This window comes from Hymenobacter sp. BT188 (assembly GCF_014333585.1).
In the GTDB taxonomy this organism is placed as follows: Bacteria; Bacteroidota; Bacteroidia; order Cytophagales; family Hymenobacteraceae; genus Hymenobacter.
This window is the reverse complement of record NZ_JACSCW010000012.1, coordinates 18907-32684: the sequence shown is the minus strand read 5'-3', so window position 1 is coordinate 32684 and position 13778 is coordinate 18907. Positions and strand designations below refer to the sequence as shown.

The 13778-nt window shown below is 55.0% G+C and carries 13 protein-coding genes; 7 read left to right on the top strand and 6 right to left on the bottom strand.

All coding sequences use genetic code 11. The annotated features are described in order from the left end of the window. Positions 1-209 precede the first annotated feature (209 nt). Complete coding sequence (locus H8B13_RS20340) at positions 210-836, bottom strand: DoxX family membrane protein (RefSeq protein WP_187312656.1); 627 nt, start codon at positions 834-836, stop codon at positions 210-212. Between the two features lie 50 nt (positions 837-886). Further along, entirely contained in the window at positions 887-1210 is a 324-nt protein-coding gene (locus tag H8B13_RS20335) for a thioredoxin (RefSeq protein ID WP_187312655.1), read from the bottom strand. 249 nt (positions 1211-1459) lie between these two features. Here H8B13_RS20335 and H8B13_RS20330 point away from each other — a divergent pair, with 249 nt between their 5' ends. Then, a complete protein-coding gene (locus H8B13_RS20330; protein ID WP_187312654.1) occupies positions 1460-3073 on the top strand; it encodes a PAS domain-containing sensor histidine kinase in 1614 nt (537 codons plus the stop codon). Then, the gene (locus H8B13_RS20325) at positions 3051-4109 is read left to right on the top strand and encodes a response regulator (protein ID WP_187312653.1); all 1059 of its coding nucleotides are present in this window, start codon (positions 3051-3053) and stop codon (positions 4107-4109) included. Before H8B13_RS20330 ends, H8B13_RS20325 begins: the two co-directional genes overlap by 23 nt. A 14-nt stretch (positions 4110-4123) precedes the next feature. Here the strand turns inward: H8B13_RS20325 and H8B13_RS20320 are convergent, their stop codons facing one another. Further along, complete coding sequence (locus H8B13_RS20320) at positions 4124-4759, bottom strand: LON peptidase substrate-binding domain-containing protein (protein ID WP_187312652.1); 636 nt, start codon at positions 4757-4759, stop codon at positions 4124-4126. Positions 4760-4893: 134 nt separating this feature from the next. Here H8B13_RS20320 and mtgA point away from each other — a divergent pair, with 134 nt between their 5' ends. Then, the gene (gene mtgA / locus H8B13_RS20315; RefSeq protein ID WP_187312651.1) at positions 4894-5640 is read left to right on the top strand and encodes a monofunctional biosynthetic peptidoglycan transglycosylase; all 747 of its coding nucleotides are present in this window, start codon (positions 4894-4896) and stop codon (positions 5638-5640) included. 77 nt (positions 5641-5717) lie between these two features. Beyond that, positions 5718-6152 (top strand): YybH family protein, encoded by a 435-nt coding sequence (locus tag H8B13_RS20310; RefSeq protein WP_187312650.1) that lies wholly within the window; start codon positions 5718-5720, stop codon positions 6150-6152. Positions 6153-6349: 197 nt separating this feature from the next. Here the strand turns inward: H8B13_RS20310 and H8B13_RS20305 are convergent, their stop codons facing one another. After that, positions 6350-7462, bottom strand: coding sequence for a DNA topoisomerase IB (locus tag H8B13_RS20305; RefSeq protein WP_187312649.1), 1113 nt, complete (start codon positions 7460-7462; stop codon positions 6350-6352). Positions 7463-7789: 327 nt separating this feature from the next. Between H8B13_RS20305 and H8B13_RS20300 the strand changes: the two genes are divergently transcribed. Continuing rightward, the gene (locus H8B13_RS20300) at positions 7790-8599 is read left to right on the top strand and encodes a M48 family metalloprotease (RefSeq protein ID WP_187312648.1); all 810 of its coding nucleotides are present in this window, start codon (positions 7790-7792) and stop codon (positions 8597-8599) included. 187 nt (positions 8600-8786) lie between these two features. Beyond that, a complete protein-coding gene (locus H8B13_RS20295; protein WP_187312647.1) occupies positions 8787-9938 on the top strand; it encodes an App1 family protein in 1152 nt (383 codons plus the stop codon). Positions 9939-10083: 145 nt separating this feature from the next. On the opposite strand, the gene H8B13_RS20290 is transcribed toward H8B13_RS20295, so the two are convergent. Further along, the gene (locus H8B13_RS20290) at positions 10084-11670 is read right to left on the bottom strand and encodes a hypothetical protein (RefSeq protein WP_187312646.1); all 1587 of its coding nucleotides are present in this window, start codon (positions 11668-11670) and stop codon (positions 10084-10086) included. A 166-nt stretch (positions 11671-11836) separates the two neighbouring features. Between H8B13_RS20290 and H8B13_RS20285 the strand changes: the two genes are divergently transcribed. Next, entirely contained in the window at positions 11837-13453 is a 1617-nt protein-coding gene (locus H8B13_RS20285) for a hypothetical protein (protein WP_187312645.1), read from the top strand. Positions 13454-13563: 110 nt separating this feature from the next. Here the strand turns inward: H8B13_RS20285 and H8B13_RS20280 are convergent, their stop codons facing one another. Next, entirely contained in the window at positions 13564-13749 is a 186-nt protein-coding gene (locus H8B13_RS20280; protein ID WP_187312644.1) for a hypothetical protein, read from the bottom strand. Positions 13750-13778 lie beyond the last annotated feature (29 nt).

Sequence of the window (13778 nt, the reverse complement as noted above, 5' to 3'; positions counted from 1 at the left end):
GGTATTCCGCATAGCGTACACGCCCAACAGGACTCTTTTTTCCTGCTGACGGTGGCACTAGCAGTAGCCAAGGAGTAGTAGACAGCTTATGGCTACTATGGAATAAGAAGCGTCGACGTCAACGTTGTCGGTTCTTATTTCATGCTTTTTATATCCTGAAATCGTTTTTTGGGAAATAGTAAGCGCTTAAGAAAGTGCACAAGAAGCCTTTAGCTGGCTAAGTGTTTCATCACAACATCCCACAAATAAACCAACCCGTGCCACGTTTTTCTGGGATTGGTGACGAGTTGAAAGAAAACATTCGGCAGCATTCCGGCTATTTCGGTGCCAATAGCGGCGACGGGTAATAGTCCATACGCCCACCACGGGTAGGTAAAGCGTGTCGTGAGCCCCTGCGTCAGAGTGTAGAATACGACGATCATACGGGCGCGATAATGCCAGAATATCGAGAAGATAAGCCCGATATAATAGGATAGCCGCCAATAGAAACCTGGCATCTTCAGGTAAGTGATATCAATAATGAGGACGTTAGCGGCAATTGGTAGTAATAGCAGCGCCCCGAGGAGCGCCGTCCGATTCCAGAGCAATAACAGTCCTGCCAGTATTTGCGAGACGCCCACAAAAGATCGAAATGGTTCGTGGTCGAACATGTACCAAGCGAGTTTGAACAACTTAAGTTGGCTGACCGGTAAGGCCGCCTGTGCGGGGGTAAGGCCAAATTGCCCCCCAGATAATTTGGAGTAGCCGTAGCCAATAAAGGTAAAGGCCAATAAAACCCTGGCCGTTAAGATAAAGTAGTCCCAAAGATGGGCTTTGGAAGGACGGCGCGCGAACACAGGATATAATCGCAGGTCTTAAGAGAATAGTAGGTAGCCAGAAAACCTGCCTAATGCGCGTGCGCCGCTTCCAGCAGAGCATTAAAGACTTCTTCGTCTTCTGGTAGACCATGCTGACGCCACAGTTCTACTCCTCGTCGTACCAGCACGCAAGCTGGGAGTTCTGGGGTGCCGAAGCTGCGCACCACGGCCGGATGGCTGGCTTCGTCAATCTTGAGCACCCTTATTCCGGGGCCCAATCGCCCTTGCAGCGTGCGAATGGAGGCATTGCTTTCTGTCCCGGACGAAGCTTCGCCGGAAGGAACCAGCGGCAGCAGCACCAATAATACAGCCGTGTCGGGCTGCAGCACAGGTGGGGGTGAAGAGGGGGACATGATGGGATATATTAAATGTATGTCGTAAAATTAGCTTCAGACGCTACGGCTCATCCATGAGGCTTGTCAAGTAGCGCCTTGACATTTGTCACCCATCATCCATAGAGGCGATTTTTAACCACCTTTGGCTGATTGTAACTCCAGTTAACGCACTTCGAAACGATACTCCTGAGCTTGAAGAGGGCAAAAATTTGCCCCCCACAGCAGCCGTAAAGAGAAAGCTGCGTTTCGTGAGCACTTGCTTTTATTATGCCAGACAACACCTTCGCTCTTGCTATAAATGATATTCTGGTCAATCGGGCCACCGAGTTTGTGGGCATTTTTGATGCTACTCAGAATCGGTTTGCGCAGGTAAATCCGGCGGGAGTGCAGCTGTTAGGCTATAGCTCGGAGCAAGAATTATTAATAGAGCCCGCCCGAACCCTACTTACCCCCAGCTTTACGGAAGCTGAATGGACTGCCCTGCTCGCGAAAGCTCGCCAAATTGGCCGTCAGGAAGCCGAGGTTGAAATCAACCGGCCAGGGAGGAGTTTGTTGCAGGCGCATATCGAGCTTACATATTTTGAGGTGTCCGGTCGGCCATATTTTATGGTGCGCCTCACCGAGCAAAATCGTTTGCTCCAGGCCGAGCGTGAGCTGGCCCAGAGCGTACGCCGTTTTGAGGCGGTATTCGCCAACGCCACGATTGGTATTGTCGTGTGCAATCGTAGCGGGGCTATTATTTCGGCCAACCAGATGGCCCACCAGCAGTTTGACTATCCTGATGGGGAACTGATCGGGCGGATGATTGAAGCCCTGGTTCCGAACGCGGGTGGTCGCCGACACGAGAGTCTGCGCGAATCCTTCAATGCCCAACCGTCGGTGCGCTCCATGGGCGCTCACCGGGGCGACTTGGAGGCGCTGCGTAAAGATGGGTCGGTATTCCCCGTAGAGGTTAGCCTCAGCTATTTTTACCTCGATGAGGAGCTATTCGTGGTCTCTTATATTCTGGATATCACCTTCAAAAAGAATGCGCAGCAAGCCCTGATATCAGAGCGGCAGCGTGTGGAGCGACTCAACGCCGAGTTGGAACAAAAGGTCGCCGACCGTACCCACGCGCTCCTTAGCACACTGGAGCAACTAGAGCAGCGCAAAGATGAACTGGCCAAAGCTCTCGCCGCTGAGCAGGAACTAGGTGAGCTGAAGTCACGCTTCGTATCGATGGCTTCGCACGAGTTCCGGACGCCGCTTACGGCCGTACTTACCTCCGCTTCGCTTATTGAGAAATACCCTACTAGCGAGCAGCAGGAAAAGCGCCTGCGTCACCTCGAGCGCATCCGGCAATCCGTCAATCACTTGAACGATATTCTGGAGGAATTTCTGTCGGTGGGACGTATCGAAGAGGGTCGGGTGGAAGCCCGCCCGGCCCGCCTCATCCTATCAGACCTGCTGAACGACACCATTACGGATGTGGAGGGCCTGTTGAAGCAGGGGCAAACTGTTCAGCAACACATTAACTGCCCCGAAGCCCTGTGGCTTGATTCTTCGCTGCTGCGCAAGATTGTAGTCAATCTGCTGTCTAATGCCATAAAATACTCCGGCCCGAATACAACAGTTGAACTAGCGGCCGAGTGCGCGGCGGGTCAGCTCACGCTAGTTGTCCGTGACCACGGAGTAGGTATTTCGGCCGAAGATCAGGAGCACTTATTTGAGCGTTTTTTTCGGGCCCGCAACGTAACGAACGTACCGGGCACGGGCCTGGGCCTGTATATTATTGCCAAGTATCTGGAGCTAATGAATGGCACCATATCCCTGCAGAGTACACTCGATGTAGGTACTACCGTCACTATTAAAATTCCCTATGAAAACCATTCTGCTGATTGAAGACAACGATTTCATCCGTGAGAATACCGCCGAAATTCTGGAAATGACGGGTTACAATGTCATCACGGCAGAGAATGGGAAGGTGGGCATAGAAAAAGCCCTCGAAACGAGGCCTGATCTGGTGGTGTGCGACATTATGATGCCCGTGCTGGATGGCTACGGCGTGCTGCATATTTTCAACCAGAATCCACAGCTCTCGGGCGTGCCTTTCATATTCCTGACGGCCAAAACCGAACGCAATGATTTGCGCAAAGGGATGGAGCTGGGAGCTGATGACTACCTGACCAAGCCATTCGACAGCAGCGAATTGCTGAGCGCCATAGCCGGCCGTCTCAACCGCTTTCAGCACCTCAAGCCGGAGTACGATCTACACGCTAATGGGCTCGACGAATTTTTGCATGATGCCCAGAAAACAGGCAGCCTCACCTCACTTTCCGCCGATCGAAAACCGCATACGATTCCACGCAAGCAGATTGTGTACTCCGAGGGTGATGAGGCCACGCGGCTGTATTTCGTGCAGTCGGGGAGGGTGAAAACCAGCAAAACCACGGCGGCCGGCAAAGAGTTGATAACGGGTTTGTACCAGGTGGGGGACTTTTTTGGCTACAAAGCGCTCCTGGAAGGCACTGCCCACCACGACTCGGCCGTAGCCGTGGAAGATTCCGTTCTACTCTACATTCCGGCCGACGACTTTACCCAGCTGGTAATGCGCAATCCGGAAGTAAGTCAGCAGTTTGTGCGCCTACTGGCGGGTCGGGTGCGCGAGCAAGAGGATCTGTTGCTCGATATGGCCTACAATTCGCTGCGTAAGCGTGTGGCTGATACGCTGCTACGCCTGCATGAGCAGCAACGCACCCTCAACCCAGACGATCCTCAGATTCAGTTGTCGCGCGATGATATGGCGGCGTTGATTGGCACGGCACCCGAGTCATTGAGCCGCACGCTCAGCGAGTTTCGGCAGGATGGCATTATTGAGCTGAACAACAAGTTTATTCGGGTGCAGCAGCCGGAAAAGCTGCGCCGTACTAACTGGTAAAGATCCTATGCCCGCTAAAAATTCGGCGGAGTCAGGTTCTTGAAGTGACCGTTGAGGCGCGCGCGCTCCTTCAGTCGCTCGGTTTCCAGGATGATGGGCAGCACGTTTTCGAGGTGTTCCAGCACCATGGATTGGCGCTCCAGCTCGCTGGTTGCCTGTAGCAGTTGGTATTCCTGCTCCGTGCTTAAGCCCAGGTTGTGGGCAATATCGTAGATGCGGTAGCTGGGGGGCAAATCCAGGAAGATCTTGCGCAAACCCAGCGTATCGTAGAGCTGGCGCACGTATTCATTGATGCGCGCCTTCAGAGTGGGATCTTCTTCGGGGTCGTCCTCAATGGTATCTACCTGACCGGCGGCGTAGAGCTTGCCGGGGGCTTCTCGGTAGAACTCCCGGATGCGAAAAACTCCGATGCCTTTGGTCTTTATATCCAGCTCACCGCTGTCGTAGGCCTTTTCTACGCTTATCAAGCGCACTTCGGTGCCTAGCTCGCTCACGCCATCGTTGAGGTAAGGCGGGATGCCAAAAGTCAGGTCCGACTCAATGCAGTCGCGCACAAGCTGGCGGTAGCGCGGCTCGAAGATGTGCAGATTGAGCTTCTCGCCGGGAAATACCACGAGGTTCAATGGAAACAGGGGAAGGATACGAGGCATAGGAGCTCAACAATGTCGGCGACGAAAATAGGCTAAAAACGCTGGTATCGGGTTGCTGGGCGCCCAAATGCGTTACTTTTGCCCTTTCTGTGCCTCTCATCAGGATGGATGGGAAAGAAGAACAGCTTTATTTCATGAAAACAAAATTCCGGCAACTTGGGCGGCGGGTGTGGCGGGTATTGCTGCAAATAATTGCGGCTCTGTTTCTTACCACGGTGGCTTGGGTGCTTATTTACCGTTGGCTAGCCCCGCCTGCTACTTGGCTCATGCTCGACCGCCGCGCCCACGCGCCGATTGGCCGCGGCTACTATGGCATCCGTGAGGACGACCGTCGGATCAGTTATAATTTCAAAACTCTGGACGAAGTATCGCCCCAAGTGCCGCTGGCGCTGGTGGCGGCCGAAGATCAGCGCTTTCTGCAGCATCGGGGCTTCGATGTGAAGGCAATTCAGCAGGCGGCCAAGCGGAATTTTGAAGGCGGCAAACAGTTGGTGGGCGGCAGTACGATCAGTCAGCAGGTAGCCAAAAACGTGTTTTTGTGGTCGGGGAGGAGCTATGTGCGCAAGGCGGCGGAGGCGTATTTTACTATTCTGATTGAAACGCTCTGGAGCAAGCGCCGCATTATGGAAATGTACCTGAGCGTGGCCGAAATGGGCGACTGCACCTTTGGCGTAGAGGCAGCAGCCCAACGCTATTTCCACAAATCGGCGGCTAAGCTTACGGCTTCGGAGGCGGCGCTGCTAGCGGGCGTACTGCCGAATCCGCTCCGGTTTCGGGCCAGCAATCCGGGGCCAGTAGCGCGGGCCAAGCAACGGCGGGTGCAGCGCAATATGCGTCGTCTGGGGGGCATTTCTTACGTGCGGGCGCTGCTGGAAGAGTAGGTGCCAATGCAGTAGAGCCGCCGATGCCTATATTCAAGCCATGGTAAGGCTGTTTTTACTTCCTTCAAAAAATTAACATGAAGCAAATCATTGGATTGGTGCTGGGTGCGGCCTTGTTGTTTGGTTGCGCAGCCACGCACCCCGGCAGCCAGCGCCAGGATATCAGCCAGGTGCTGACAACCCAGACTGCGGCCTGGAACCGGGGCGATGTAAGCGGCTTCATGCAAGGCTACTGGCAGTCAGACTCGCTCGTATTTATTGGAAAAAGCGGACTAACCTACGGCTGGCAGCCGACTCTTGATAACTACCGCCGCAGCTACCCCGATGCCGCCGCCATGGGGCAGCTTACATTCTCAAACTTGCGCATCACCCCCATCAGCTCCGACGCGGCCCATGTAGTAGGCCGTTGGCAACTCGCCCGCCCCGCCGCCGGCGACCTTGGGGGGCATTTTCTGCTCGTCTTTCGCCGCATTGCCGGCCGCTGGGTTATCGTGGCCGACCATTCCAGCTAATGAATTTCAATAAGCAATAAGGCGGTCATGCAGCGCAGCGCGAGGCATCTCGCGCGCTGACGATAGGATTACTAATCCAGCTAAACACGCGAGATGCTTCGCGCTGCGCTGCATGACCGCCTTATGTTTTTTGCAACAACAGCACGTGCGTTATTTCGGCACCGATCCGAATTAGCAGACCATCTTTTAAACACTACTTAGGCGGCGGTACGGAGCATGTGTAGCACCATGTGCTCGGTGGGGGAGAGAATGTCGTTTTCGGTGGGGTCGATGTCGTGCTGACGGAGGTAGTCGATGAGCTTGTCGGAGTGAAAAAGCTCGACTACCTGCGGGTGAATATAGTATTTGCTGCACACGGTGGGCGTGTTTCCCAGGCCTGAGGCCACATCTTTCACGGCTCGTTTCAGTACTTTGTCTTTAGGCAAATCTGGCTCCTCGTGGAGGACGCTTTCAAGGCACTCCACCATTTTGACGGTGCCGCCCCAGGTCCGGAAGTCCTTGGCTGACAGGGCTATGCCCGTCACCTCCTGCAAATACTGGTTCACGTCGCCCGACTCCAGTTCTTGGCGGTGGCCATCGGAGGTGTAGTACTGAAACAGGTGCTGACCGGGAATCTCCTTGCATTTGCGCACCATGCGCGCCAGGCGGCGGTCTTGCAGGGCTACATCGTGGGCCACGCCTTTCTTGCCTACAAACGAAAAGCGAACCTCGTCGCCTGATATCTGTACGTGCCGGTCGCGTAGGGTAGTGAGACCGTAGCTTTTGTTTTTCTTGGCGTATTCCTTGTTGCCAATGCGAATAAATGACTGATCCATTAGGGTTAAGACCAAGGCAATAACCTTCTGCTTATCCAGCCCAGCGCGCTTCAAATCCTGGTGCAAACGCTGACGCAGGGTAGGTAAGGCTTCACCAAATGCCAGCAGGCGGCTGAACTTAGTTAGGCTGCGGGCCTGATCCCAGGCGGGGTGGTAGATGTACTGCTTGCGACCCTTGGCATCGCGGCCCGTTACCTGAAGGTGAGCGGAAGCGGAAGGAGCAATCCAGACATCGGTCCAGGCGGGCGGGATGACGAAACCTTGCAGCCGGGCCAGCGACTTTTCATCGGTGATTTTTTCGCCTTTCGCCGTGAGGAAGATGAACGTGCCATCGGGACCGGGCTGGCGGCTGATGCCGGGCTTGGTGTCTGCCTGGTAGCGTAGGCCCGCAAGCTCTGCTTGACGGGCCGGGTCTTTATACAGTTCGTGCGCCTCCTCTAAAGGGGGCAGATGCTTCTTTTTGGTTTTGGGCCGGGGGATGGAGGTGGTGGGCATAAAGCGCTAAAAATGCCCCCCAGCCAAAAGCAACCGGGGGGCATTTCTGTACGCAGAAGCTGGAAAAAAGTAGCAGTAGCTAGCTCGTCATTAGCAAAGAAGCAGATGGATGCCGAGTAACCGCAAAGCAGAAGAGTAGGTAGAGTGAATAATAATGACTCGCGGCAGGAAAATAAAATTTCAAGTTGAGCGTCTGATCTATAGGTTTAATATCTGCGTATCAACAACGCCTTTCAGCCTAAACCCGTATGGGTAGCCGCCGGCTTTGGCACCGTTTTTAGACGGTCAGTTCTGCTCCTCTGTTCCTCCTACACTCCTATTTGCAGTATGCGTCGCACTTGGCTTAAACCCTGGATTTTTCTTGCTCTGCTGGCATCGTTGGGCACTGCGGCCTGCTCCGGCAATGGTGATGGTGTGGTATTGTTTTCTGTGGAAGATGATATAGCGCTGGGCCAAAAAGTAGCCGCGCAAACCGACTCCACCTACCGGTCCAAAAACCAGCTGCTGGAGCGCAATAACGTAGCCAACCAGCGTGCCTACGTGCTGCTCGATGCGGTAGTCAGCAAGGTGCTCAGTTCCAATGAGCTTCAGTACCGAAATGAATTTCCTTGGGATGTTAAAATCATCAAGGATGATGAAATTCAGAACGCCTTTGCCACGCCTGGGGGGCATATTTATGTGTTCTCGGGGCTGATTAAGTTTCTGGATACCGAAGACCAGCTGGCCGGGGTATTAGGCCACGAAATTGCCCACGCCGACCGCCGTCATACGTCGCGTTCTTTGCAGAAAGAGTTTGGGGTTTCCTTTCTTTTAAGTCTCTTGTTAGGCGAAAACCCCAATCAACTGGCGCAAATCGCGACTAGCCTGGGCCAGTTGCGGTTTAGCCGCGAGTACGAAGTGGAAGCCGATGATTACTCGGTGCGCTACCTGAATAGTACTCCCTACTCCTGCGATGGCGCAGCCGGCTTCTTCATCAAGGCCGCAGCACAGGCTCCCACCAGCACCCCTGAGTTTTTGAGCACCCACCCCAACCCTGGCACCCGGGTAGAAGCTATTCAGGCCAAAGCCAAGGAGCTGAATTGTGCGGGCCGCACCAGCGATAACGCGAGTTTCTTGGAGCTAAAGCGGATTTTGTAAATCCTGACTTATAGTTCTTATAGTCGAAAGCCAGCCTCAATAGGGCTGGCTTTTTTATGGGCACTGAGGATGATTATTTTGTTTGTATCCATTCGAAAAACGTGGTCAAACGGAGGTAAGTGCACTGTTGAGGCAACTTCCCTGCGGGTTTTGCTCGTACGCTGCTTTCTACCCTTTTGCATTCCCTATGCCCTCCTTCCTCCACAAACTCAGTAGTCTGGCCGAGCGGGCCGATGATCTGGTCACGAACACCCGCGCCCGTTTGGGCTTGTTGCATCCGCTCCAATTGGTAACGTACCGCAGCTACGGCACTGCCGGCCGCCTGTACGTGAAAGGCCGTTTGCTCACCGATAAAGGCATTGGCGAGCCTGGCGAGGGCGATTCGCGCTGGCAGAACCTGCTAAATATGTATCGGCGCTTCGAGAGCAATGAGATTCCGGGTGCTGAGCTGATTATTCGGCCGGGGGATGGCAGTGAGCACAACGTCACCACTGATGAGGAGGGCTACTTCACGCTGAATATTGAGCCCAAAAGCCTACCGGCTCCCATCGATTTTCTGTGGTATCCGGTGGAGGTAGAGCTGAAAAAAGCCCCCCAGCACCTCCAGATGCCCACCGACCTGAAGGAGCCAGCCCACGTGCTCATTCCGCCGCTCGATGCCGAATACGGTATCATCAGCGACCTTGACGATACAGTTATTCAAACCTCCGCCACTAACCTATTGCGCATGGCCCGCACGGTGCTGGTGCGTAACGCGCACTCGCGCCTGCCTTTCGAGGGCGTAGCCGAGTTCTACCGGGCGCTGCAATTGGGACGGAATGGCAAGCGCAATAACCCGTTTTTCTACGTGAGCAGCAGCCCTTGGAACCTCTACGATCTGCTGGACGATTTTCTGGAGCTGAATGACGTGCCGCCCGGTCCGCTACTGCTGCGCGATATGTCATTGACCCGCAAAGTAACCAAGCCCGAAGCCTCGGCCCATCACGGCCATAAGCTGCACGAGATTGATAACCTCTTGCTTACGTATCCTGAGTTGCCATTTGTGCTCATCGGCGACAGCGGGCAGGAAGATGCCAACATTTACCGCGAGGTAGTGCGTCGCTACCCCGGCCGCATTCTGGCCATTTATATCCGCGATGTGCAGCACCCCGGAAGGGCAGTACTTGTGGAGCGTGTGGCCGAGGATATACGGCAGGATAAGGTGGAAATGCTGCTGGTAAAAGACACCGTGCAGGCCGCCGAGCACGCCGCCAAGATTGGGTTGCTGTACACAGAAGCTATTCCGGCGATTGAAGTAGAAAAGGAAAAAGACCAAACAGCCGCCGAACCGACGTTATAAATCGATAATTTTCTGAAGCCTACTATTAAAGAAAAAAAGCCCCCCGCAAATCGTGCGGGGGGCTTTTTATTTTTTGACCGTCATGCTTCGCTCCGCTCTGCATGACGGCCTAACGGTGTTGGTGTTATCACCAACCAGCATCAACTCAGGTTCCTTCCCGGTCGTAGGCGTGCATTTTTACGCCTTTATCTGTCTTGTCCCACGTTTCCTTGCTCTTGGTTAGCTCGTTATCCGAGTGGGTGTCATAGTAGCGGGTTTTCTTGCTGAGGCCCTTCACCCGAGTCGAGTCGTTGACTTTATCTGAGTTGGGGCCGCCATAGATGCTAATGCGCGGGCCGCGGCGCACTTCGCCGCTTAGCTCAAATACGTCTTTGCCTTCGAGACCGTGCAGCGTAATCTCCTTGGTTTCATTGGTGCGAAACACGCGTTGATAAAACACGGAATCCCGGTCCGATTTGCCCCCCAGCGTGTACACCGTGACAGCCGTAGTAGAATCAGAGAGGCGGCGCACTACAAAGCGCTCATCCTGGTCGGTGCCGACAACGGTGACATGGCGGGCTAGAATATGATAAAACTCGTTGGCTGCCCAGGGCAGCTTAGCGCGGCGGGCTGCTAACGCCTGCCCGATATATTCACCTTCCTGCGCGAACACCGGCTCTGGGAAGCGCTTGAGCGCAGTAGCAATAGCGGCGTCATTGAGGCGTATTTGCAGCTCGGTGGCTAAGCGCTGGAAGTCGGCAGAGGTTACTTCATTTAGAAAGCGCTCATCTACGAACCGCGAGTTCTGCGTCATGCCTTCAATGCTCTCATACTCGGGCCGAAAGGTGCGGAACTTCCCCACAAAAAACGGCCGGCTCACAATCCAGGGAATGATGCCATCCTTGAACCGGAAAAACGCTTGATCACGGTCCTGCGGTACGGGCCGATAGATTGTTGGGCCATTAGCATCAGGATAAACAGCCCAACTCCACTGGCCCTCGTGGCGATCCCAGTCGCCAATCCATAAATCGAACAAACGGGCGCGGGCGAAGGCAACCTGATCAACGCGGTGCGTAGGGTCGGCAAATCGGTCGCGCAATACATCGTCGCTTTCCAGCAAGTCGGTGGCTTTGCCGAATGCGGGCGTCAGGCTGGCTTTATCCTCAAACTTCTCTTCCAGCAGCACCAGTTTGCCCTGAAAAAGCTTTGACTCCTCACCCAGCCCATCTTCATTGGAGCGCACATAAAAAGGCCGTGGTGTGGTGTGCAGCAAACCAGCCGCTTCCGCCAGCGGAGCTACTACAAAGGAGCCGTAAGGATTGGCCGCCGAAGTAGCATCACGTACCAGATTCAGCGCGAACGTCTTGCGAAAAATCTTGGGAAGCGTTTTAAATGGATCTTTATCGATGCTGCGCAATGCGTACTCTTGGCCACCGGTGCCGAGCACCGTCATGCTGGTGCTCTGAAAACCGCCTCCCAGCTTACCGGGCTTCAGGCCTCCCTTTACGGCGGTAGCTGGATCAAACACGGGCACCCACACCGGCGTAGCCCACACCGGGCGGTAATGCTTGCCGAGCAACAGGTTGTGAACGGGGCCGCGCTGGTAATGCCGACCCGCAGTAACGAGCACACTATCGGTAGCGGCGGGGGCAGAGGTGGTTACAAGACGAGCGTCGGGTTGGAAAAAGTTTTCACGTACACAGCCCGTCGAGGAGGCTAGTAAGAGCAGTAGGATGGAGAAGCGAGGAGGCATGGAATAGAGATGTAGCGCAACTTACTGCCTTCAACGGAACAGTAGGCAACCGCGGATAACAATTGCATAATTTCCAAACGCAATTGCTCTTTTCCCGTTTGCGCTATAAATTATGCTATCGACTGCATTCGCAGCCGGCTTACACCGTAGCGCTATTTCTGCATCTGTGCACTTTCTACCGAAAGCCTTCCGGCCTAGCCGCTTATTGGGATTAGCATCTAGTTGGCTGGTGCTGGCTGCCTGTTCAGCCCGCGATTTGCCAGCGAATGCGCTGCCCGTTATCGGCCCTGACTCGACGGTACGCGTGGCAGCTGGTCCGCAGTATCAGCGCGGCGCCGTACATCAATTTTTCTGGGGCGACCATTACCGCCGCGAGTGGGCAACGCCGGTGCAAGCTCCTGTATTTAATCTGCGTACTGCTGTGCCAGGTGGTTTGCGGCCTATTCAGGCTGGGGGTAGTTTTCAGACCAAAAATTTGCGACTTGTCGACTCGGTAGGGCAGGAGTATGTATTGCGCTCCGTAGACAAAGATGCAACGAAGGCTTTGCCCCCCAAGCTGCAAAACGGCCCTATTGGCCGCCTAATGAAGGATCAGACCAGCGTTATTCAGCCGTATGGGGCCTATATCGTGCCGCGACTGGCACGGGCGGCAGGCGTGTATCATACCAATCCGCGCTTGGTATGGCTACCGGCTGATGAGGCTCTGGGCCCGTTTCGGGAAGAGTATGGCAATGCGCTGTATCTGTTTGAGGAACGCCCCGACGGCAACCAGATCAACAGTGCCAACTTCGGTAACTCCTCCTTAGTGGAGAGCTCGCGCAAGGCCTTTACCTCCCTTTTCGTCACGCATAACTACCGCGTAGATGCGCGCCATTACCTACGCTCCCGCCTCTTTGATATGTGGCTAGGCGACTGGAGTCGGCGCGAAGATCAGTGGCGATGGGCCAGCTTTCCAGGACCGGGTGGCACAGTAACGTTTCGGGGCATTCCCCGCGACCGTGACCACGCCTTTTTTAAGTTCGATGATGGCCTGATGACACGGGTAATAAGCTGGTTTAAAACCAACTATCAGACGTTTAAAGAGAATATCCGCCTGCAAGATGTAGAGGGACTCAACAAAGCGGCGCGGCCCATGGATAAATCGCTGTTGGCTTACTTGACGGCAGAGGACTTCCGTCAAATTGCGGATTCTCTGCGCCTGCGCCTCACCGACGTGGCCATTAAAGAAGCAGTAGGAGTGTGGCCGCCCCAGATTTATGCGTTGTCGGGAGTGGAGTTTGAGCACAAACTGCGCTCCCGGCGCGAGCAGCTGCCAGTCGTAGCCGCCAAGTTCTACGAGTTGCTGGCCCGTGACGTCGAGTTGCCCGGCACCGATCAGGCGGAGCGCTTCCTGATAGAGGCGGTAGCACCGGATGAGGTGCGCATCAGTGTGCTGGCCCGGCGCGTGGCCTTGCAGGATAGTCTGCTGAACCAACGCACGTTTAAAGCCGGCGAAACCAGCACCATCAAGCTCTTCGGATTGGGCGGCAACGACGTATTCGAGTTTCATGGCCTGCCCGACTCTGATTTTGTAATAAGCATCTACGACGGGGCCGGGCAAGACCTAGTCATCACTGGAAAAGCCCCCCAGACCGAGGTCAAAACGGATGTCATCATCTATGACAGCGGCGACGGCAACCTGCTGCAACTTGCCCCCGACAGCGACATAAAAGTGGAAACTTATCATCCGCTGGCCAACGAGTTTGATGCTGCCGGCTGGCTGTTGCGGCACCGCTTGTATTAAAGCGGCAATTTGTTCAACGAGTGGCCTCACCCCCCGGCCCCCTCTCCCATGGAGAGGGGGAGCCAGGCGCCCAGCCTACGCCGCCCTGTCGGCTACCGCCTCCAGCACGGCTACCAATTCCACAGGCTCAGCTCAGCATCAAAAAAGCCCCCTGATAAAATGTCGGGGGGCTTTTTACTTTCTAAAACCCAGAGAACGGTAGTAGTTGCGGAGGCTGCCGCCGACGGAGCCGCGTAGAACGAGTCGGCTGGCTCTCCCTCTCCATGGGAGAGGGGGCCGGGGGGTGAGGCCCACATCAGGCGGAGCGTGAGGCCTCATTTAGCGA

Excerpts from the sequence above, each read along its gene's own strand:
- H8B13_RS20290 (WP_187312646.1), bottom strand. The coding sequence starts at position 11,670 with ATGCCTCCTCGCTTCTCCATCCTACTGCTCTTACTAGCCTCCTCGACG.
- H8B13_RS20280 (WP_187312644.1), bottom strand. The coding sequence starts at position 13,749 with ATGTGGGCCTCACCCCCCGGCCCCCTCTCCCATGGAGAGGGAGAGCCA.
- mtgA (WP_187312651.1), top strand. The coding sequence starts at position 4,894 with ATGAAAACAAAATTCCGGCAACTTGGGCGGCGGGTGTGGCGGGTATTG.
- H8B13_RS20295 (WP_187312647.1), top strand. The coding sequence starts at position 8,787 with ATGCCCTCCTTCCTCCACAAACTCAGTAGTCTGGCCGAGCGGGCCGAT.
- H8B13_RS20305 (WP_187312649.1), bottom strand. The coding sequence starts at position 7,462 with ATGCCCACCACCTCCATCCCCCGGCCCAAAACCAAAAAGAAGCATCTG.
- H8B13_RS20335 (WP_187312655.1), bottom strand. The coding sequence starts at position 1,210 with ATGTCCCCCTCTTCACCCCCACCTGTGCTGCAGCCCGACACGGCTGTA.
- H8B13_RS20320 (WP_187312652.1), bottom strand. The coding sequence starts at position 4,759 with ATGCCTCGTATCCTTCCCCTGTTTCCATTGAACCTCGTGGTATTTCCC.
- H8B13_RS20325 (WP_187312653.1), top strand. The coding sequence starts at position 3,051 with ATGAAAACCATTCTGCTGATTGAAGACAACGATTTCATCCGTGAGAAT.
- H8B13_RS20310 (WP_187312650.1), top strand. The coding sequence starts at position 5,718 with ATGAAGCAAATCATTGGATTGGTGCTGGGTGCGGCCTTGTTGTTTGGT.
- H8B13_RS20300 (WP_187312648.1), top strand. The coding sequence starts at position 7,790 with ATGCGTCGCACTTGGCTTAAACCCTGGATTTTTCTTGCTCTGCTGGCA.
- H8B13_RS20330 (WP_187312654.1), top strand. The coding sequence starts at position 1,460 with ATGCCAGACAACACCTTCGCTCTTGCTATAAATGATATTCTGGTCAAT.